Raw genomic sequence first — 20,069 nt, 5'->3', positions numbered from 1 at the left:
AGGCTTGTCCGGAGCGGCTCGACCTCCGCCCTGTCCCTCCGTGTGGCCCAGGCCCGACCATCCCCCTCACGTATTCGTGATCAGCCGGTGGGCGTCCCAGACCGCGAGGAACTCGTAGTACTGGTACTCGCTCACCGTCAGGGGCACCCGTACCGGTAAGCCTCGAACCACTCGGAACCCTCGGGCGGCGGATCCGGCAGCGGAAGATCGAGGATGCCGATCGCCCGCCGGTGCCGTCCTCGCACGCAGATCGCGACGATCCCGCTCCCCGCGCGCAACTCGACCTCCTCGACGGTGACCTCCACACCCAGGACAGTCGTCCGGAACGGCACCGCCAGATTTTCCTCGATCACGGCGTGGAACCCGGAGAGCCGCTCGTCGTCATAAGCGTCCACGGTGGCCTGCTCGACCAGCGCGTCCAACCGCGCCTCACGCGCCAAGCGCAACCACCGGCGCCAGCAGGGTGATCACGTGCGCCAACCGTTAGGCTGAACAACCCGATCGAGGTCAAAACATTCAAAGCGGGATAAGCATGGCTTGTCCCGCTTTGACGCACTATATGTGCCCCCTGCGTGGCACCAACCAGATCTGCGCCGACTCCGCCAGCGGTTATATCCGGACGAAGCCTGACCGTCGAAGCCCGTGTCAGTTTCCGCAGCTGACGGCATCCATCACCCCCGTCGTGTGCGGCACGGCGGCGACGACCGCGATCCCCAGGCGTTTCCGTTCCGGCCATGGTCTCGCCGGTCCGGACGCATACGTCGAGCGCTCGGGCCTGAGGTTTCCTTACGGCATCACCCGACACGGGTGGAGTCCATGGTCCAGTTGGTCTCCCAGGTCTGGCCGCCGTCGTAGGAGAATGCCTGCTCCCAGTGGCACGAGTCGGGCGTGATCCCCGACCAGATGAACCGGACGCGGATCGGGCGGCCGGCCGCCGCGCGGGCACTCGCCACCGCCGCACTCGTCGGCTCACTCGGCGTCGTGCTCCTTGCCGCCGCCCTGCCCGCGACGTAGTCGTGACCGCCCCTCCGATGCGGAACAGCGGAGCGGACGGGTTCAAGGCCCGGTTGGTCAAGCGGCGGTCAGGCGGTGCTCGACAGGTGTAGTCGGTCTCGATGACCTGTGGTTCACCAAGTCCGTGACCGAGCACGGCCTGGCGGTAGGCCGCGATGCGCGCACGGGTGTGCTCCAGGGTTGGACAGCCCTGCGACACGGGCGATGCGGCGATGTCCGAGCGCCACGAGGTGGTAGACCGCCGAGACCACGGCTGCCGAGTCGAAGCACCGTGGCCGCGTCGAGACGTCGGGCCGCTCGTGGCGATCGCCGTCGGGTGACACGAGGGCGGCGCCGACGCAGCCCGTGCCCCGGTCACCGTGCACTCGTCCCCTGCAGGATGCCGTCCACCACCTCGGCTGCTGAGTAGTCGGCCGGCAGTCCGTCGAGGAAGCCGGTGTCCTGGCCGAGGGTGAGCAGCGGGGGCTCCAAATACCCGTCGGGGCGGCGCTGCCCGAGCCCGATCGCGGCGAGCAGCCCGTTGCACAGGCACCGGCGCTCGGTGGCCTCATCCACGCGACCGCCCTTGCGGACGTAGGCCTCCACCGGTTCAGCCGGGCAGCGGTAGCCGACCCCGCCGTCCGGCTTCTGATAGGGCGTGCGCAGGTAGCCCAGGTCGCACAACCGGGTCCGCTGCGCGTAGACGCCGGCGTCGGACAGCGTGCCGGGGACCTGGGCGACCTTGAAGGGGAACCCCGCAGGGGAGGCGTGCGGATCGTTGCGGACCTCAAGTGTGCCGTCAGCGGCGCCGCGCAGCAGTCGCCGCCTGAGCTCGTCGTCCAGGCCGGACTCCCGGCAGAGCGCGAATGCCGACCCCACCTGGATCCCGGCGGCCCCCATCTCCAGCGCTCTGGCGAGCCCGTCGGGCGTGCCGTACCCGCCTGCGAGCCAGAACGGCAGGCCGAGCGCCGCCACCTTGCCGGTGTCCACCTCGTCGCGCGGGCCGTACACAGGTTCACCCGCCCCGTCCAGCCGCAACCGGCCGCGCGGCGGCGCGCTGTGCCCGCCCGCCGACGGCGACTCGATCACGAACCCGTCCGGCCTGGTGCCGACCGAGCGCGCAAGGTAGGCGGCCAGGACGTGCGAGGAGACGATCGCCAGCAGCCGGGGCCGTGCCAGAGGCGCAAGCAACCGGCCGAGCAGCGCCGCCGGGTCGAGGCCGACCGTGTACGGCGTCTCGCCGCCGGCCACGGTCACCGAGATTGCCGCCGCCCGGTGCGCCGCGAGATCGTCGAGCAGCCGCGGGATCTCAGCCGGTATACCCGCGCCCATAAGCACGTAGTCGACCCCGGCGAGCATCGCCCCGTAGACCGCGGCCGGTGTGGCCATCTGGATCTTCTCCAGGTAGTTGACCCCGATCAGGCCGTGGTGCCCCTCCTTTGCGAGCAGGACCTCGGCGAAGTTGGCGACCACGGCCAACTCGTCCGCGGCCTGGTTGTGCCGCAGCCCCAGACGCGGCACCGGCCGGTACGGCCTGCCGCTGCCGGCCTCGCCGGGAACGAAGTAGCGGGTCAGGACCCGCTCGGCGATCTCGGGCACCGGGAAACGGGCCAGCGCCCGACGCAGATGCCCTCCCGGATCCCCCTGCTGCAGCCGACGGGCCAGCGTGACGTCGAGCGCCGTGCCCGACACCACACCGAGCTGACCGGTGCTCGCCACCGCGCGTGCCAGCCGCCAGCCGGACACCCCCACTCCCATCCCGCCCTGTATCAGGACGGGCGGCGCTACCCCTGAGGGCCCGGTCCGCGCTACCGGGAAGCCTTCCGTACAGCGATCGGCGTCGAACAACCCGCACCCCCCGAATCACAGGTCCTCTTCTGCGGCCCGCCGGCATTCAGGACAGGCAGGGCCGATCAGGAGTCCACCACGCCCCGAGAGGGGGCTGTAGTGACAAAGGTCCCCGCCGGGGAGACGGTGGTCCTCCTGTCTACCTTTCCGAGGCCAGCGCGGCACAGGTGACGACCAGCGTGGTGCCTGTGTCGGCAGCGCACCGAGGCCGATGACCAGTGACACGAGCTCCCATGCCTGATGGGCGTTCAGCAGTGAGGCACGCAGCATGTGACCGCCCGAACAGCGAAAAGCGGGACAAGCATGGCTTGTCCCGCTTTAACGCACTATGTGTGCCCCCTGCAGGATTCGAACCTGCGCACCCGGCTCCGGAGGCCGGTGCTCTATCCCCTGAGCTAAGGGGGCTCAACCGCTGATAAGGCTACCAGCACTTGAAGGCCGTTCGTCACATCAATACGGCCGCCCGGGAGTGTGCGCCCGTAGATCAGCGAAAACCGCGCGCCCACCCCGTCTCATTGCTAGCTTTGCCGCCGTGAGCGAGCTTCTGGGACGCGTGCTGGTCGTGGATGACGACGAGGTCATCCGGCAGCTCATAGCGGTCAACCTGACCCTGGAGGGGTTCGAGGTCGAGACCGCCTACGACGGTCAGGACTGCTTGGACCGCGTCCACGACGTGGATCCCGATGTGATCACGCTCGACGTGATGATGCCGCGTCTGGACGGCTGGGAGACGGCCAGGCGGTTGCGGGAGGACCCGAGTACCCGGCACGTCAAGGTCATGCTCATCACGGCCCGGGCCCAGGAGGACGACCGCAGGCGGGGATACGACATCGGTGTCGACGCCTATCTCACCAAGCCGTTCGACCCGGCCGAGCTGATCCAGATCGTACGGGACCTCGCCAAGGGACCCGGCTCGCTCTGAGCGGATTGGTCCACGCACACGGCAGCCGATTGGCCCGGGAACGCGGGACGGAACGCTTCTAGCCTCGGCAATCGTGATCGATACCTCGACGTTCCTGGTTTTCGCGGCGACCTCGGCGGCTCTGGTGGCCGTGCCGGGGCCCAACCATCTCTACATCGCCGCCCGGGGTGTCACCCAGGGCCGCCGCGCCGGGGTCGCCTCGGCCCTGGGTGTGGAGACGGGCACGCTGGTCCACATCGCCGCCGCGGCGGCCGGGCTGTCCTATCTGCTCGCGCGCTCCGCGGCGCTGTTCACCGCGGTGAAGTGGGCCGGCGTCGCCTACCTGGTCTATCTCGGCGTCCGCGCCCTGACCCGCCGGGGCTCGGACGGCGACGAGCCGAGGCCGCAGCCGCTGCGCCGGGTCTTCCTCGAAGGCGTCATGGTCAACGTGCTGAATCCCAAGACCGTGCTGTTCTTCCTGGCGTTCCTGCCCCAGTTCGTGGATCCCTCGGGCGACGTGCCGGGGCAGGTCCTCCTTCTCGGACTGGTGATCGCCGTCATCGGGCTGGCCTCCGACCTCGCGTACGCGCTCACCGCCGGGTCACTCGGCAGGCGGCTGCGCGCGAGCACGCTCAGGTACGCCTCGGGGCTGGTCTACCTGGCGCTCGCCCTCGTCGCCGCACTCGGCGGAGCCGGGCGTACGGCGCGGGGGTGATCAGGCCGGGCAGCCGGAGACCGCCTCGGCGGCGGCGTCGACGAAGCGGGCGAGCCAGGCGGGATCGGCGAGCACGGTCAGATGACCCCGGCCCGGCACGTGCGTGAGACTGCCGTTGGCGCAGGCCCGCAGGAACGCCTGCTCGTCGGCCCGGAACGGGTCGCGGGCGCCGTTCACCAGCCAGACCCGCCCGGTGTAGGCCGCCAGGGAGGCGAGGGGGTCCCCCGCCGTGACCGCCGCGAGGACGGGCGCCACGACCTCACTGCTCAGTCCGCCCTCGATCATGGCCTCGCCGACGGCGCCCGGCAGCATCCGGCGCAGCGCGACCCGGCTCACCCGGTCGGCCCGCTCCGGGTTGCGGGAGGCCAGGCACCCCACGAACCGGTAAGCGCGTGCGATGGGCCGGTCAGGACGCACCGTGCACCCCATCGCCACCAGGCCCGCGACGAGGCCGGGATGCCGTGCGGCGGCGGCGATGCCCACGTAGCCGCCGAGGGACAGCCCCACGACGAGCGCCCGGCCGCCCAGGTCGGCGATCGCCTCCGCCACGACGTCGCAGGCCGCCTCCGTGTCGTACGGCCGGCCGCGTCGGCGGCCGTGGCCGGGCAGGTCGGGCGCCGCGGACGGGGCCCGCAGCAGCGCCCGGACCGGGGTCCACATCGTGCCGCTCACGCGGGTGCCGTGGACGAAGACCACCGGCAGGCTCATGACACACACCTTCCTGAAACAACGCACCGTTGCGTTGCACTTGGCCATTAAAACACAACGGCCCGTTGCAGTAGGCTCCCGGCATGGCCCCGCGCAAGAAGGACGACATCCTGAACGCCACGCTGCTGCTGCTGGCGGAGAAGGGGTACGAAGGGCTGACCATCGAGGGCGTGGCCGAACGGTCGGGGGTCAACAAGACGACGATCTACCGGTGGTGGCCGTCCAAGGCCGCCCTGCTCGGCACGGCGCTGGTGGAGGCGCGGGCGCTCGACTTCCACGTGCCCGACACCGGCAGCCTCCGTGGCGACCTCCACGCGCTACTGGACGACCTTGCGCGGCTAGTCACCACTCCCCCCGCGGCGGACGTCGCCGTCGCGGCGCTCGGGGCCGCCGCCAACAACCCCGAACTGGCTGCGGCGGCCAAGGGCTTCTTCGCCGACCGGTTCGCCCGGGAGCGCCCGATCTTCGAACGGGCCCGGGAACGCGGCGAGATCGACGACCACGCCGACCCGATGACGATCATGGATTTGCTCGCCGGCGCGGTCTGGCTGCGGGTGGTATTCCGGCAATTGCCTCTGGACGATGGCTTTACCGCGCGGGCGGTGAGCGCCGTACTCGATGGGGTAGGGCGGCCAGGGGATCCGAAGGCAGGCCGACCGGCGCGGACCGGCGGCTGACCGGCGGATCGGGCGAATCGATCGGGCGGCCCGGGCGGGAGCGCCCGTGACGGCCCCACGACGGGTTCGCCGGCGCCGCGCGCTCCACGCGCGGCCGCGTACGCCCGGCCCATCCTTTTGCCGCGGACGTTCCATGACCCGCCGCGGTCACGTCCGCTCACGTCGTTCGCGCACATCCCAGCCGCGCCGGCCACGTCAGGCCGCACCGCGTCATGCCGTGCCCCAGCGCGGGAGTGGAGGGAGCACACCGATGACCACTTCCAGCAAGCCGCCGAAACCTCACGGCAAGCGGCCCCGGCTCCTCCTCGGAGTCGCCGCGGCGCTCACCCTCGCCACCGGCGCCGGCCTCGCCGCGGCCGGCGCTCCCGGTCAGGACCAGCTGCGGTACGCCCAGGCGGGCCAGATGCGGCCGGGTCCGGAGCAGTTCGGCATGACCGAGCTCGCCCTGCTCCAGCTCGGACCGGCCGGGGCCCAGGCGCAGCCCAGCCCGTCCGGCGACTACCAGACCTTCACGAGCCAGACGGGCGCGGTGGACTCGCTGCAGGGCAGCAGCCTCACGGTGAACGGCCGCACCTACACGGTCGACGAGTCGACCAGGATCGTCGCCGACTACAAGGGCCTGCAGGGGATCCGGCAGGGCGACCAGGTCTGGGTCGTGGGCACGACGGGGAACAACCCGAGGGCGATCATCGTCGCGGACGCGAGCCGGCCGGCGCTGCCGGGTCACGGCGGAGGCGGGGCACCCCCGTCAGGGGCCCCGCAGACCCCGACCGCGCCCGCGACACCCAGCGAGACGGCGTCACCGGAGACCGTTACGCCCACCGAATGACGTCACTCGTGGCCCACGGGCGGGGACCACCGCGGCCCCCGCCCGCGTGGTCTCACGATGTGGCGAAGGTGAACCAGTTGAGGTTGACGAAGTCGGCCGGCTGGCCGCTGCTGAAGGTGAGGTAGACGGTGTGGGTGCCGGTGGTCGGCGCGATGTTGGCCGGGATGGTCGTCCAGGTCTGCCAGCCACCGGTGTTGCCGACGGCGAAGTCGCCGATGGGAGTGGCCGTCGGGCTGTCGAGCCGCACCTGTACGAGGCCGCTCACGCCGGCCGCCGCGCCGGAGGCGACCCTGGCCTTGAACTGCCGCGCCGCCGTCGAGCCGAAGTTGACGCCGTCATAGCGCAGCCAGTCGCCGTTGGAGATGTAGCCGACGTTCTGGCCGCCGCCGGCGTCCTGGGTCGTCTCCGTCTGCGTGCCGCTCTGCGCCTGGTACGCCTCCGCCTGGATGGTCGAGCGGGCGTCCACGCCACCCGGCGGGGGCGAGCTCGGCGGCGGGCTGCTGGTGGCGCCGCTCTGCCACACGGCCACGTAGTCGACCACCATCGGCCGTCCGGACACGGTGGCGGAGGTCGGCGTGGAGAACCCGGCGACGCCGTTGGGGAAGCCGCCGCCCATGGCGACGTTGAGCAGGATGAAGTATCCGGCGTGGGAGGTCATGTTCGACCAGGTCGTGGCGTCGAGCTGGCTCTGGCTGATGCTGTGGAACTGCTGGCCGTCCACGTACCAGCGGAGCTGGTTGGGGGTGACGCTGCGGTCCCACTCGAACCGGTAGGTGTGGAAGGCCGACTGGCAGGTCGAGCCCGGGCAGGCCCGGCTGGCGCCGATGCCGTTGGTCTCGCCGCACGCCCCGCCGGGGTTCACGCCGCAGTGCAGCACGCCCCAGACCGAGTTGATGCCGTTGACGTTCTCCATGATGTCGAACTCGCCGATGGCGGGCCAGTTCTGGTAGTTGCCGCGGTACGGCGAGCCCAGCGCCCAGAAGGCAGGCCAGTAGCCGAGGGCGGCGTCGCCGGTGACGTTCGGCATCTGGATGCGCCCCTCGATGCGCAGGATGCGCCCGGCCTCGGGCTTGAAGTCCGTACGACGGGTCTCGATGCGGGCCGATGTCCAGTTCTGACCGCTGCCGATCGGGGTGATGCGCAGGTTGCCGGAGCCGTCCAGGCTGACGTTGGCCGGGTTGGCCGTGTAGTTCTGGATCTCGCCGGTGCCCCAGTTCGAGGGACCTCCGGGGTACGAGTGGCCAGTGTCGATGATCCAGTTGGTGGACGACGGGAGCGAGCCGGCCGCGCCGGTGAAGTCGTCCGACCAGACGAGCGACCAGCCGGACGGCGTCCCCGGGACGGACGCGTCGGCGGGCCGTACGGCGAGGGCCATGACCGCGGCGGCCGCGGCGAGCAACGCCAGCATCGAGCGCCGCCATGGGGAGTGGAGCACACGCATGAGTACCTCTCTCCTCGGTCCGGTCGTCGCGGCGGGGGATGGGGGGTGCGGGCGGCCTCACGGAGCGGAGACGGCAGAGGTCTGCCGGAAGGCCGGACGGCGGCGTCCGGAGAGGGTCGTGAGAGCCCGCGCACCGCGACCGCGGACCACTTGAGCGCCACTGTCCCCTCTGGGTCTCACTGGCGTCAAGAGGGTCTGTGAAATTCAAGAGAGCGTTCTCTCAACCAAATCACTTGTGAGCCACTTCAAGCGAGAGCGCTCTCCCCTACGGAGACCGATCGCCGTTTCCCGTCGCGGACAGCGGACATGCCGGTGCCCACCCCCAGGGGGCTGGGGGTGGGCGCCGGAGTCGATGGGGGTTACTTGAGGATCGGGAGGCGGCGGACCAGCGGGGTGGCGGCCCAGACCCTGCCGAGTCCGAGGGTGGTGCCGGCGCCGGCCAGGGTCAGGCCGATCAGGACGATGGCGTAGACGATGTGCTCGTCCATGAAGGGGTTGGTGGTCAGGGGGAGTTCGGCGGCCCACATCAGGAGCAGGAGCAGGGTGCCGGTGGTGGCGGCGATGCGCATGCCGATGCCGAGGATGAGGGCGGTGCCGATGCCGGCCAGGCCGGTCATGAACAGCCAGTCGACCCAGGGTTGTCCGGCGAGGGTGTTGAACAGGCCGCCGAAGGTGTTGTCGGCGGTGCCCTTGAGGAAGCCGGTGGTGGGGCTGCCGCCGTTGATCCAGGCCTTGGCGGCGGGGGTGGCGAAGCCGAAGCCGAACATCTTGTCCAGGAAGGCCCACAGGAACACCCAGCCGATGGCGATGCGGGCGGCGGCCCAGGCGTACCGGGCGGGGCCGGTGGCGGGGGCGGTGGTTGTCTGGGGCGCGGTGGTGGCGGCGTCGAGGTGGGTCCTCTGGTTACGCCTCTCGATGGTGGCCATGACCGGCCCCTTTCAACGTTTCGCGTCTTTGCTCTGTCTTTGACACCTCAAGCAAACCGCGATCACCGGCCCTGCCGCAGGAGCCGTACGACACGCCACGGTCATCCCGAAGTCCCGTGATCGTGGGACTTTCGGTCCAGGTGCGAGCAAACCGCGGGCATCGCGCCCACAGCGGCGGCCAGGTCAGGAGCCCCGGCCCCAGCGGTAGGCGCCGTAACCCATCAGCAGCAGGCTCACCCCGCCGGCCACGGCCCGCCAGGTGTTCCACGTGGTCCACCGGGACGAGTAGTCCGACCAGAGCCGGGCGGCGCTCTCGGCCAGGTCGCCGTGGGCCACCGCGGCGGCCAGGGCGTCGTTCATCGGCACGTTCACCGCGGCCGTCGTCAGGACCACGCCGACGGCGTAGACCGCGGCCGCGGCGAAGAACGGCCAGGCCGCGCCGGAGTGCGGGGTGGCCAGCAGGAAGGCGCCCGCCCCGGCGGCGGCGACCGGGGCGAGGACGAACGCCGCCAGGAACACCGGGTTCTGGATCTTGACGTTGATCGCGTTCATCGCGTCGATCGCCGAGGAGGCCGGCACCGCGTTCAGTCCCGGCATGACGCCCACCGAGAACCCGAAGAACGTGCCCGCCATCCCGGCGGTCATGAGCAGGGACAGGGCGGCGGAGGCGGCGGCGAGGAGGTACATCATGGTGATCAGCCAACCGGCGTACCGCTCCGGGCGACATCGTCGAGGATCTCGGCCGCATATCCGGGCGTCTACGATTCCCGGCATGGACGCGCTGGCCGATCTCCTGGACGGGCCCCGGGCGCGCGGGGCGTTCCTGCTGCGGGCGACGCTGAGCCCGCCCTGGTCGGTGCGCATCCAGGACGAGGCGCCGCTGTGCCTGGTCGCGATGGTGCGCGACCAGGCGTGGATCACCCCGGACGGGGAGCGGGCCGTACGGGTGGGGCCCGGCGACGTGGCCGTCGTGCGCGGGCCCGGCCACTACACGGTCGCCGACGATCCCGCGACCGCGCCGCAGGTCGTGATCCACCCCGGGCAGGTCTGCACCACGCCGGACGGCCACGGCATGTCGGCGGAGATGGCCCTTGGCACGCGCAACTGGGGCAACGACCCCGACGGTTCAGCCGTGATGCTCATCGGCACCTACCAGATGCGCGGCGCGGTCACCCATCGGCTGCTGGCGGCGCTGCCGACGCTGCTGGTGCTGAGCGGCGACTCCTGGGACGGCTCCCTGGTCACGCTGCTCGGCCGCGAGATCGTCAAGGACGAGCCGGGTCAGGAGGTGGTGCTCGACCGCCTGCTCGACCTGCTGCTGATCGCCGTGCTTCGGACCTGGTTCTCCCGCCCCGGCGCGCGGGCCCCGGGCTGGTACCGGGCGCACGGCGACCCGGTGGTGGGGCCGGCGCTGCGGATGTTGCACGCCGACCCGGCCCACCCCTGGACGGTCGCCGAGCTGGCCGGCCGGGCAGGGGTCTCCCGCGCCGCGCTGGCGCAGCGCTTCGGGCGGCTCGTCGGCGAGCCGCCGATGGCCTACCTGACCGGGCTGCGGCTGGCGCAGGCGGCCGACCTGCTGCGTGAGACGGACGCGACGCTCGAGGCGGTGGCCCGCCGGGTGGGGTACGGCACCGCCTTCGCGCTGAGCGCGGCCTTCAAGCGGGAACACGGCGTGAGCCCTCAGCGGTACCGCGAGAGCCTGAGACGCGCGACCGGCTGAAAGCCGCCGCTGGGGCGGCACGCCGTTCCCGGCGTGCCGCCCACCGCGGGCCGTTCGTCAGGGCCGTTCGTCAGGCCCTTTCATCAGGATGTGGCGAACGTGAACCAGTTGAGGTTGACGAAGTCGGCCGGCTGGCCGCTGCTGAAGGTGATGTAGACGGTGTGCCTGCCGGTGACGCCCGTGATGTTCGCGGGGATCGTCGTCCAGCTCTGCCAGCCGCCGGTGTTGCCGAGGGCGAAGTCGCCGATCGGGGCCGCCGTCGGGCTGTCGAGCCGCACCTGTACGAGGCCGCTCACGCCGCCCGCCGCGCCGGAGGCGACCCTGGCTTTGAACTGCCGTGCCGCGGTCGACCCGAAGTCGACGTTGTCGTAGCGCAGCCAGTCGCCGTTGCCGATGTAGGCGACGTTCTGGCCGCCGCCGGCGTCCTGGGTCGTCTCCGTCTGCGTGCCGCTCTGCGCCTGGTACGCCTCGGCCTGGATGGTCGAGCGGGCGTCCACCCCGCCCGGAGCGGGCGACGGGGATCCCGAAGGGGAAGGAGACGGGGACGGCGAGGGTGACGGGGAGGGTGACGGAGACGGCGAGGGCGACGGGGACGGCGAGGTGGACCCGCCCGCGCTGGTCGCGGTGGACCGGGCCGGCACGGTCAGGGTCCTGCCGTCCGAGAACCTCACCACCCTGGCCGACGTGCCGAAGTTGTGCGCGACGTACGTCCGGGTGGAGCCGCCCGCGAAGACGGCGGCGGTGGTGCTGTCGGCGGTCACGCCGGAGTCGACCGTGCCCATCCTGGCCAGGTTGTAGATCCAGTGGTAGGTGTGCGCGAGCGACTCGCCCGACTCGGGCGCCAGCGTCGTGTATCCGGCGTCCCACGCGCTCTTGGCCGCGGCCGGGTCGGCGAGCGCCTGGAACTGCCACACGACGTCCTTCCACTCGACGGCCGGGCCGCCGTTGTTCGCCTCCATCTCGGACAGGTTCTGCTTCACGTCGGCCTGGTAGAGCCCGTGGTAGAGCGACCCGCCGGTGACCGGCAGCATGTTGATCCCGTGGATCTCCTCGGGGTTGGCCGTCCACCAGGTCGAGTACGCCGCGCCGGAGCCCCAGATCATGCCGGCCGTGTCGTGCCCGAACCCGGCGGGGAAGACCGCGTCGTCCTTGTCGAACCAGTACTGCGCGATGGCCGACGACTGGGTCGTGTAGAGGTAGACGCCGAGGTCACGCAGGGCGGTGTCACCCGTCGCCGCGCCGAGGAGTATCGCCCCGGTCGCGAAGTTCATCGCCTCCGACGACGACTCCTCGTTGTTGCCCGCCGCGAACCCCTGGTGCCCCGACGCCCAGCCGTTGCCGGCGTACGGGTCGAAGTTGCGCAGGAACGGGAACCGGGTCTCCGACCTGTCCCCGTTGTTGGCGTCGGCGGCCAGGAGCTTGGCCATCGGCGCCCAGCTCGCCGCCCAGGACGAGTCGTACCTCGCCACGGTCGCGGCGGCCATCAGGTAGTAGCCGTAGTGGAAGTGGTGGTCGTTGACCTCGGTGTCGCTGCCGTACGAGGCCGGGTAGCCGGTGAGCACGCCCCACGTGGCGTCGTAGCGGAACTGCTCGGCTCCCCCGGCCGTGAACCAGCTCTCCAGCTCCCCCTTGAGCAGGCCGAGCAGCTTGTCGCGGGAGGTCGTGTCGCCGAGCTGGTCGGCGATCGGCACGAGCTGGGCGAGGCGGCCGAGCGCCTTGCCGGTCCAGTAGGTGTCGGTCGCGCCCTTCCACGGGTCGGCGGCGTTCGCCTCCTGCCTGACGTAGGTCCCGAGCCGCGTCCTGTCGTACGCGCCGAGGTCGGGGAGTGACGGCAGCACGCCGTGGAACGTCTGGGCGGTGGTGAACGACGTGCCCTCGCGCAGCTTCATCGTGCCGCGCGGCGAGACGTACGTGTACGACGTCAGCGGGCTGCTCGTGGCCAGCCACTGGTGGCGGTAGAGCGCCAGCAGCGTGCCGGTCTGCGTGCCCTCTTTAGCCGAGGTGGTCGCCGTGTAGGTGGTGGTGAGCCGCGCCGACGTCTCGTCGTACGACCAGGTCACCCTCGTGCCGGTGACGAAGCTGAAGGCGTACTTCGCGAACAGGTCGAGCGTCGAGGCGGACGCGTCGGGCAGCACGGCGACCGAGAAGTAGTTCTTCCCGCCGAGCGCGTCGGTCGCCACGGTGCCGCTGAGGCTCCAGTCGGTGCCGGACGGCCCGAAGATCCCGTAGTGGTGGCCGTTGACGGTGACGCCGAGGACGTTGCCCCGATCGGCCCAGACCGTGGGCGTGGCCACGAACGCGACCCGGGCGTCGCCGCCGCTCGGCGTCGCGTAGACGTACGGCAGGCCGTGGCCGATCGTCGCCTTCAGCGAGCGCGCGCCGTCCGACCAGTACGGCGTGACGGTCCAGTCGGACCAGTCGTCCACCTTGGTGTCGGGCGAGTTCAGGCCGGTCACGCCCAGCGTGAGGTCGCGGGCGTGCGGGAACTCGTACTGCCGGCCGTCGGAGCTGATCAACGGCGTGGTGGGGTAGCTGACCTCGAGCCCGCCGGCCACCGCACGGAAGGTCAGCGGGTGGCCGTACATGTTCTCCGAGTACGGGTTCGCGGCGTACCGCTGGAAGGCGAGCGACGACCACCAGTCGTTGGTGGGCACCTTGCGGGTGACGCTCGAGGTGACCTTGGGCGTGACCGGAGCGCCGGCGGAGTTGGCGGGACCGCTTGCTCCGGCGGGCAGGTCGGTGGTGTAGCCGCCCGCGCCGACCGGGACCGTGGCGGCACCGGCGGGCAGGGCGGGCAGGGACAGGGTGAGGGCGGTCAGGACGGCGAGGCCGAGGGTCCTGACAGGACGGAGTGGCATGTGCGACCTCCGCTGGGGGGTTAACGACTGCGGGAGGCGGAACTCCTGCCGGCCCGTAATCCGGCAGCAACGCTGGAAGCGCTCTCAGCGTCGCTGACGTTAAGCGGGATGCAACCCCTTGTCAACGGGGAGAGAAAGTTTCACGAAGATCGAGAAAACGCTCTCTCTTCGGGTTCGGCCCGCGGCCCGGCGACCGATCCGCACTCCGGCGACCCATCCCGCCGGGCCGTGACGGGACCCCCGCACGCTGCGCCGATAGCCGTGGGAGCGCTCTCACCAGCGGTTTCACCGTCTGGAGATAACGGCAATCGTTACTGATCCAGCCCTTGACGACCTCACGGCCGACTCCCACTCTTGTGCGAGAGCGCTCTCTTCAAGATCGATTACATATGCGGAACCCAAGGAGGGTTCATGGGCACTCCCCACCCGGGCCGCCGGGCCGTCCGGTTCGTCGCCCCCATGCTCGCCGCCTCCCTGCTCACGCTCACGGCGTGCGGCGGAGGCGGATCCGACACCGGGGCCGGCGGCGGCCAGTCCACCGAGAAGGTCAAACTCAGCGTCGGCCTCTTCGGCGACTTCGGCTTCAAGCCGCTGTACGAGGAGTTCAAGAAGACGCACCCGAACGTCGAGATCGAGGAGCGCCAGGCGGCGTTCGCCGACCACCACACGAACCTCGCCGCGCACCTGGCCACCGGGGCGGGCGCCGCGGACGTCGAGGCGATCGAGGTGGGCTACATCAGCCAGTTCACCTCGCAGCCCGACAAGTTCACCGACCTCAAGCAGTACGGCCTCGACAAGCGCCAGGGCGAGTACCTCGACTGGAAGTGGCAGCAGGGCCTGGCCCCCAGTGGCGCTCTCCTCGGCCTCGGCACCGACGTCGGCGGCCTGGCCATGTGCTACCGGACCGACCTGTTCGAGCAGGCCGGCCTGCCGAGCAAGCGCGACGAGGTGTCGGCCCTGTGGCCCACCTGGGAGCAGTACATCGAGACCGGCAGGAAGTTCGCCGCCAAGGCGCCCAAGGACGCCAAGTTCTTCGACAGCCCCGGCGAGATCTTCCGTGCCATCATCGCCCAGGCCCCCGTCGGCGTGTACGACGCGCAGGACAACATCGTCGTCGCCACCAACCCCGACGTGAAGAAGGCATGGGACCTGTCGATCCAGATGATCGACGCCGACCTGTCCGCCAAGATCGGGGCCTTCACGCCCGAGTGGAACACCGGCTTCGCCAAGGGCTCGTTCGCGACCGTGATCTGCCCCGCGTGGATGACCGCCTACATCCAGGACCAGGCCAAGGACTCGGCCGGCAAGTGGGACATCGCCACCGTCCCCGGCGGCGCGGGCAACTCCGGCGGCTCCCACCTCACGGTGCCCAAGCAGAGCAAGCACCCCAAGGAGGCCGCCGAGCTGATCGAGTTCCTGACCTCGGCGCAGAACCAGGCCGCGGTGTTCAAGGCGATCGGCAACTTCCCGTCGATCCCCTCGCTGTACGACCAGCCCGACATCCAGAACTTCACGAAGGACTTCTTCAACGACGCCCCCGTCGGCAAGATCTACTCCGACGCCGCGAAGAACCTCAAGCCGCAGCACCTCGGCCCCCGCGAGGGCGACGTGCGTACGGCCATCGGCAACGGTATCGGCCGGGTCGAGCAGGGCAAGCAGTCGCCCGACGAGGCGTGGGCCCAGGTCCTCAAGGACCTGGAAGCGATCAAGTAGCCCGTCGCCGGCAGGGCCCCCGGGCGACCACGCTCGGGGGCCCTCCCGAAGGAGGATCTCCCATGGCAACACCCCCGGGCGGGTCCGTGCGGACCGTGGCGCCCTCCCCCGGCGGCCCTCCGGCCGCACAGTCGTCCCCCAGCGGCCCTTCGGGCACGGGTGGTCCCGCCCCGGCGACGACGGCGTCGGGCTGGCGCTCCCGCCTGCACCGGCTGGACCGGCAGGCCTCGCCGTACGCGTACGTCGCGCCGTTCTTCCTGCTCTTCGCGGCCTTCGGCATCTTCCCGCTCATCTACACGGCCTGGGTGTCGCTGCACGACTGGAACCTGCTGAGCAGCGACAACCCGTTCATCGGCCTGGACAACTACACCGCGCTGTTCGCCGACGGCTACTTCTGGAACGCGGCGTTCAACACGCTGTCGATCGGCGTCCTGTCGGCGGTGCCGCAGCTGCTGCTCGCGCTCGTGCTCGCACACCTGCTGAACCGGCCGCTGCGGGCGCAGACGCTGTTCCGCATCACGCTCCTGCTGCCCAACGTGACCAGCGTGGTGGCCGTGGTGGTCATCTTCAGCCAGCTCTTCGGGCGCGACTTCGGCCTGATCAACATGGTCCTCGACTGGCTCGGGTTCGGCCGGATCAACTGGCAGGCGGGCGTGGCCAGCTCGCACGTCGCCATCGCGGTCATGATCATGTGGCGGTGGGCCGGCTACAACGCGCTCATCTACCTCGCCGCCATGCAGGCCGTGCCCAAGGAGATCTACGAGGCGGCGACCCTCGACGGCGCGTCCAGCCTCAGGCAGCTGTGGGGCATCACGCTCCCGATGATCCGGCCGACCGTCATCTTCACGGTCATCGTCACCACGATCGGGTCGATGCAGATCATCGCCGAGCCGCTGCTGTTCGGCGCGCAGGTCAGCAACGGCGCGGCGGCCACCGGCGGCACCGACCGCCAGTTCCAGACCCTCGCCCTCTACCTGTACGAGAAGGGTTTCCGCAGCTTCGAGTTCGGCTACGCCTCGGCGGCGGCGTGGATGATGTTCCTCCTCGTGGTGGTGGTCGTGGGCTTCAACTACCTCGTCGTCCGGCGCATGCGTGGAGGTCTGGATGTTTAAGGCGCTACGCGGGCATCCGCTCACCTATCTCACCCTCGTGGCGGTGGCGTTCTTCTCGGCGTTCCCGGTCTACTGGAGTGTGATCGTCGCCTCGCACGACAACGCGGCGCTGGCCGAGGTGCCGCCGCCACTGCTGCCCGGCGGCAACTTCTTCGCCAACGTGCAGCGGGTCTTCGACACCGCGCCGTTCGCGCTGGCGCTGCTCAACTCGTTCGTGGTCGCGGGGACGATCACCGTGTCGGTGATGTTCTTCTCCACGCTGGCCGGCTTCGCGTTCGCCAAGCTGCGCTTCCGCGGGCGCAACGCGCTCCTGCTGATGACCGTCGTGACGATGATGGTCCCCACGCAGCTCGGCATCATCCCGCTCTACATGCTGATGATCAAGCTGGAGTGGACCGGCACGATGTACGCCGTGATCGTCCCGGCGCTGGTCAACGCGTTCGGCGTGTTCTTCATGACGCAGTACCTGAGCCGCGCGCTGCCCACCGAGCTGCTGGAGGCCGGCCGGATCGACGGGTGCAGCACGGCCCGGCTGTTCTGGCACGTCGTGCTCCCCGCCGCCCGGCCGGCGGCGGCGGTGCTCGGAATGCTCACGTTCATGACGGCCTGGAATGATTACTTCTGGCCATTGGTCGTCCTCACCCCCGACAATCCAACCGTGCAGGTCGCGCTGTCGCAGCTCGCCAGCGGCTACGTGCGGGACTTCACGCTCGGCCTCACGGGCACGGCGGTCGCGACCCTGCCGCTGGTGCTCATCTTCGTCCTGCTCGGCAAACAGATCATCGGAGGAATCATGCAGGGAGCTGTGAAGGGTTGACATCCTCCCGGCCCTGCAGGGCCCGGATTCCAACCGTTGCCGGTCAGACTTCCTGCTTCGCTGCCGGTTGCCCCGTCCGAGAGGACTCTCGTTGAGGTCTTACACCAGCTCCACAGGCGTTTCACCTCTCCGCCAGCCCGGCGGCGAGGATGTTCGTGGCGGCGTTGACGTCCCGGTCATGGGTTGCGCCACAGGCGCACTGCCAGGTCCGGACGTTCAGCGGCATCGACCCGGCCAGCACCCCGCAGGCGGAACACAGCTTGGAGGAGGGGAACCACCGGTCCACGACCAGCAACTCCCGCCCATACCAGGCCGTTTTGTACTCCAGCATCGACCGCAGGTGTCGCCAGGAGGCGTCGGAGATCGCCCGGGCGAGGCAGTGGTTGCGGACCATGGTGCGGACGGTCAGGTCCTCGATCACGACCGCTTGGTTCTCGCGGACGAGCCGAGTCGAAAGCTTGTGCAGGAAGTCCCGGCGGCGGTCGCTGATCCGCGCGTACACGCGGGCGACCCTGAGCCGGGCCTTGGCCCGGTTCGCGCTGCCCTTGGCTTTGCGGGCCAGCGACCGCTGCGCCTTGGCCAGGCGCTTGCGGTCGGCCCACTCATGCCGAGGGTTGGCGACCTTGCCGTCCTCGTCGGTCAGGCCGTCGATCGGCCGGGACAGGGTGACCAGCGCGCTGATCCCCGCGTCCACCCCGACCACGTGCTCGGTGGTGGCCAGAGGCGGGATCTTCTCCTCCACGAGGATGGACACGAACCACCGCCCGGCCGCATCCCGGGAGACGGTCACCGTGGACGGGTCCGCGCCTTCCGGCAGCGGACGCGACCACACGATGTCCAGCGGGTCGTCCATCTTCGCCAGCCACAGCCGGCCGTTCCGCCAGCGGAACGCGCTGCGGGTGTACTCCGCCGAGGCCCGCGACTTCTTGCGCGACTTGAACGTGGGGTACCTGGCCCGGCGCGCGAAGAAGTTCGCGAACCCCGCGTGCAGGTGCCGCAGGGCTTGCTGCAACGGCACGCAGGACACCTCGCCCAGGAACGCCAACTCGGGTGTCTTCTTCCACAGGGTGAGCGCGGCCGAGGACTCCGCGTAGGACACACGGCGGCCCTGCAGCGTGTAGGCGCGGGTCCGTTCCTCCAGGGCCTTGTTGTAGACCAGGCGCACACACCCGAAGGTCCGGGCAAGCTCGCCGGCCTGCTCCGGGGTCGGGTAGAAGCGGTACTTGTAGGCCCGCTTCACGATCCGCGCCATGCCGCACATCATGCCACTCGATCAGGTTGCGGATCGCATGTTTGTTCGTATGGCGATTCGCCTGGCGGCGAAACGCCTACCCCTGCCCTGCTCCGCAGGGCTCCGATTCCTCCCCCGCCTGAAGGCGGGGTTTCCTCGGAGGTTAGTGATGACCGCGACGACCATGGCTGCTCGGGGGACCGGATCGTCCAAGTTGGTTTTCCCTGACGGCTTCGTCTGGGGCGCCGCCACGGCGGCCTACCAGATCGAGGGCGCCGCCGCCGAGGACGGCAGGGGCCCCTCGATCTGGGACACGTTCTCGAAGGTCCCGGGCAACGTGGCCGACGGCCACACCGGCGACGTCGCCTGCGACCACTACCACCGGTACGCCGACGACGTCCGGCTCATGGCCGGTCTGGGCCTGGCGGCGTACCGGTTCTCGGTGGCCTGGCCGCGGATCCTGCCCACCGGGGCGGGGCGGGTCAACGCCGCCGGCCTCGATTTCTACGACCGCCTGGTGGACGAGCTGCTCGCCCACGGCATCACGCCCTACCCGACGCTGTACCACTGGGATCTGCCGCAGGCGCTGGAGGACGCCGGCGGCTGGGCCGTACGGGACACGGCTCAGCGCTTCGCCGACTACGCCGCCGTCGTGCACGAGCGGCTCGGCGACCGCGTCCGCACGTGGACCACGCTGAACGAGCCGTGGGTGGCCGCCTTCCTCGGCTACTGCTCCGGCGTCCACGCCCCGGGCAGACGCGACCCGGCGGCCGCGTTCCGCGCGGCCCACCACCTGCTGCTCGGCCACGGGCTGGCGGCGCAGTCCCTGCGCGCGGCCGGGGCCGCCGAGATCGCGCTCACCCTCAACCTCGCGCCGATCATCCAGACGGACGACGGCCAGGAGGAGGCCGCCCGCGTGGACGCGCTGATGAACCGGCAGTTCCTCGACCCGGCGCTGCGGGGCCGCTACCCGGAGGAGGTGCTGGAGATCGCCGCGCGCCACGGCGGCCTCGACCACATCGGCGACGGCGACCTGGCCGTCATCCACCAGCCGATCGACCTGCTCGGCATCAACTACTACAACCCGTCCTTCGTGTCGGCCCGGCCGGGCGAGCCGGCCAACCCCGCCTTCCCCGGCACCGAGGGCGTCCGGTTCGAGCCGCCGACCGGCCCGACGACCGCGATGGACTGGCCCATCGAGCCGTCCGGCCTGGAGACCCTGCTCGTACGGCTGTCGCGCGACTACCCCGAGGTCGGGCTGCTCGTCACGGAGAACGGCGCGGCCTTCGACGACCGGCCCGACGGCGATCGGGTGCACGACGACGACCGGATCGGCTACCTCGACGGACACCTGCGGGCGGCGCACGCCGCGATCGCCGCGGGAGCGGACCTGAGGGGTTATCTCGTATGGTCTCTCCTGGACAACTTCGAGTGGGCCTACGGCTACCACAAGAGGTTCGGCATCGTGTACATCGACTTCGAGACCCAGCGACGCGTTCCCAAGGACAGCGCGCTGTGGTATCGAGACGTCATCGCACGCAATGGGCTGGGGAGTGCCTGACGAACGCTTGATTTGTCAG

Annotated in this window: 18 protein-coding genes, 1 tRNA gene and 2 pseudogenes; 10 read left to right on the top strand and 11 right to left on the bottom strand. The window is 70.5% G+C overall.

Annotated elements, in window-relative coordinates:
- Positions 1-137: 137 nt before the first annotated feature.
- The 4 genes from HHX41_RS13830 to HHX41_RS13815 all read right to left on the bottom strand — a co-directional run bounded on the left by HHX41_RS13830 (position 138) and on the right by HHX41_RS13815 (position 3,246).
- Positions 138-422 carry a hypothetical protein gene (locus HHX41_RS13830; protein ID WP_259400917.1) on the bottom strand — a complete coding sequence of 95 codons (285 nt, stop codon included), beginning with the start codon at positions 420-422 and terminating at the stop codon, positions 138-140.
- Between the two features lie 372 nt (positions 423-794).
- On the bottom strand, positions 795-953 hold the full coding sequence (locus tag HHX41_RS13825; protein WP_182906341.1) for a hypothetical protein: 159 nt from the start codon (positions 951-953) through the stop codon (positions 795-797).
- A 415-nt stretch (positions 954-1,368) separates the two neighbouring features.
- On the bottom strand, positions 1,369-2,751 hold the full coding sequence (locus tag HHX41_RS13820) for a nitronate monooxygenase (RefSeq protein ID WP_182906258.1): 1,383 nt from the start codon (positions 2,749-2,751) through the stop codon (positions 1,369-1,371).
- A 423-nt stretch (positions 2,752-3,174) separates the two neighbouring features.
- Positions 3,175-3,246: transfer RNA gene (locus HHX41_RS13815), tRNA-Arg, on the bottom strand.
- 148 nt (positions 3,247-3,394) lie between these two features.
- Between HHX41_RS13815 and HHX41_RS13810 the strand changes: the two genes are divergently transcribed.
- Together HHX41_RS13810 and HHX41_RS13805 are read left to right on the top strand one after the other, a co-directional pair.
- The gene (locus HHX41_RS13810; protein ID WP_182906334.1) at positions 3,395-3,763 is read left to right on the top strand and encodes a response regulator; all 369 of its coding nucleotides are present in this window, start codon (positions 3,395-3,397) and stop codon (positions 3,761-3,763) included.
- Between the two features lie 73 nt (positions 3,764-3,836).
- Positions 3,837-4,457: a LysE family translocator gene (locus tag HHX41_RS13805; protein WP_182906257.1), complete on the top strand. Its 621-nt coding sequence runs from the start codon at positions 3,837-3,839 to the stop codon at positions 4,455-4,457.
- Here the strand turns inward: HHX41_RS13805 and HHX41_RS13800 are convergent, their stop codons facing one another.
- Positions 4,458-5,165 (bottom strand): alpha/beta fold hydrolase, encoded by a 708-nt coding sequence (locus HHX41_RS13800; protein WP_182906256.1) that lies wholly within the window; start codon positions 5,163-5,165, stop codon positions 4,458-4,460.
- An 83-nt stretch (positions 5,166-5,248) separates the two neighbouring features.
- On the opposite strand from HHX41_RS13800, the gene HHX41_RS13795 reads away from it, so the two are divergent.
- Together HHX41_RS13795 and HHX41_RS13790 are read left to right on the top strand one after the other, a co-directional pair.
- Positions 5,249-5,842 (top strand): TetR/AcrR family transcriptional regulator, encoded by a 594-nt coding sequence (locus tag HHX41_RS13795; RefSeq protein ID WP_182906255.1) that lies wholly within the window; start codon positions 5,249-5,251, stop codon positions 5,840-5,842.
- Between the two features lie 250 nt (positions 5,843-6,092).
- Complete coding sequence (locus HHX41_RS13790) at positions 6,093-6,671, top strand: DUF5666 domain-containing protein (protein ID WP_182906254.1); 579 nt, start codon at positions 6,093-6,095, stop codon at positions 6,669-6,671.
- A 52-nt stretch (positions 6,672-6,723) separates the two neighbouring features.
- Here the strand turns inward: HHX41_RS13790 and HHX41_RS13785 are convergent, their stop codons facing one another.
- From HHX41_RS13785 to HHX41_RS13775, 3 genes are all read right to left on the bottom strand, one after another.
- The gene (locus HHX41_RS13785) at positions 6,724-8,112 is read right to left on the bottom strand and encodes a glycoside hydrolase family 16 protein (protein WP_182906253.1); all 1,389 of its coding nucleotides are present in this window, start codon (positions 8,110-8,112) and stop codon (positions 6,724-6,726) included.
- Between the two features lie 359 nt (positions 8,113-8,471).
- Complete coding sequence (locus HHX41_RS13780) at positions 8,472-9,038, bottom strand: hypothetical protein (RefSeq protein WP_259400916.1); 567 nt, start codon at positions 9,036-9,038, stop codon at positions 8,472-8,474.
- Positions 9,039-9,221: 183 nt separating this feature from the next.
- On the bottom strand, positions 9,222-9,728 hold the full coding sequence (locus HHX41_RS13775; RefSeq protein ID WP_182906252.1) for a DUF1772 domain-containing protein: 507 nt from the start codon (positions 9,726-9,728) through the stop codon (positions 9,222-9,224).
- Between the two features lie 82 nt (positions 9,729-9,810).
- Between HHX41_RS13775 and HHX41_RS13770 the strand changes: the two genes are divergently transcribed.
- A complete protein-coding gene (locus HHX41_RS13770; protein WP_182906251.1) occupies positions 9,811-10,758 on the top strand; it encodes an AraC family transcriptional regulator in 948 nt (315 codons plus the stop codon).
- A gap of 83 nt (positions 10,759-10,841) precedes the next feature.
- On the opposite strand, the gene HHX41_RS42300 is transcribed toward HHX41_RS13770, so the two are convergent.
- Entirely contained in the window at positions 10,842-11,255 is a 414-nt protein-coding gene (locus HHX41_RS42300) for a carbohydrate-binding protein (protein WP_396704264.1), read from the bottom strand.
- Here HHX41_RS42300 and HHX41_RS42295 point away from each other — a divergent pair.
- Entirely contained in the window at positions 11,236-11,556 is a 321-nt protein-coding gene (locus HHX41_RS42295; protein ID WP_396794510.1) for a hypothetical protein, read from the top strand. The two genes, HHX41_RS42300 and HHX41_RS42295, sit on opposite strands and share 20 nt — an antisense overlap.
- Positions 11,557-11,594: 38 nt before the next feature.
- Here HHX41_RS42295 and HHX41_RS42290 read toward each other — a convergent pair.
- Positions 11,595-12,647, bottom strand: a pseudogene (locus tag HHX41_RS42290) (glycosyl hydrolase); the annotation flags it as partial.
- Between the two features lie 1,380 nt (positions 12,648-14,027).
- On the opposite strand from HHX41_RS42290, the gene HHX41_RS13760 reads away from it, so the two are divergent.
- The 3 genes from HHX41_RS13760 (at position 14,028) to HHX41_RS13750 (ending at position 17,258) form a co-directional block, all read left to right on the top strand.
- The gene (locus tag HHX41_RS13760; protein ID WP_169982997.1) at positions 14,028-15,329 is read left to right on the top strand and encodes an ABC transporter substrate-binding protein; all 1,302 of its coding nucleotides are present in this window, start codon (positions 14,028-14,030) and stop codon (positions 15,327-15,329) included.
- A 62-nt stretch (positions 15,330-15,391) separates the two neighbouring features.
- The gene (locus HHX41_RS13755) at positions 15,392-16,441 is read left to right on the top strand and encodes a carbohydrate ABC transporter permease (RefSeq protein ID WP_169982996.1); all 1,050 of its coding nucleotides are present in this window, start codon (positions 15,392-15,394) and stop codon (positions 16,439-16,441) included.
- Positions 16,434-17,258: a carbohydrate ABC transporter permease gene (locus tag HHX41_RS13750; protein ID WP_169982995.1), complete on the top strand. Its 825-nt coding sequence runs from the start codon at positions 16,434-16,436 to the stop codon at positions 17,256-17,258. The genes HHX41_RS13755 and HHX41_RS13750 overlap by 8 nt, the downstream gene beginning before the upstream one ends.
- Before the next feature lie 43 nt (positions 17,259-17,301).
- Here HHX41_RS13750 and HHX41_RS13745 read toward each other — a convergent pair.
- Positions 17,302-18,510: pseudogene (locus tag HHX41_RS13745) on the bottom strand (RNA-guided endonuclease InsQ/TnpB family protein).
- 148 nt (positions 18,511-18,658) lie between these two features.
- On the opposite strand from HHX41_RS13745, the gene HHX41_RS13740 reads away from it, so the two are divergent.
- The gene (locus HHX41_RS13740) at positions 18,659-20,050 is read left to right on the top strand and encodes a GH1 family beta-glucosidase (protein WP_182906248.1); all 1,392 of its coding nucleotides are present in this window, start codon (positions 18,659-18,661) and stop codon (positions 20,048-20,050) included.
- Positions 20,051-20,069: the final 19 nt, after the last annotated feature.

The sequence above is a fragment of the Microbispora sp. H13382 genome (genome assembly GCF_014161445.1).
GTDB lineage: Bacteria > Actinomycetota > Actinomycetes > Streptosporangiales > Streptosporangiaceae > Microbispora.
The sequence above is the reverse complement of the archived record's forward strand: the minus strand, read 5'-3'. Positions and strand labels throughout refer to the sequence as shown.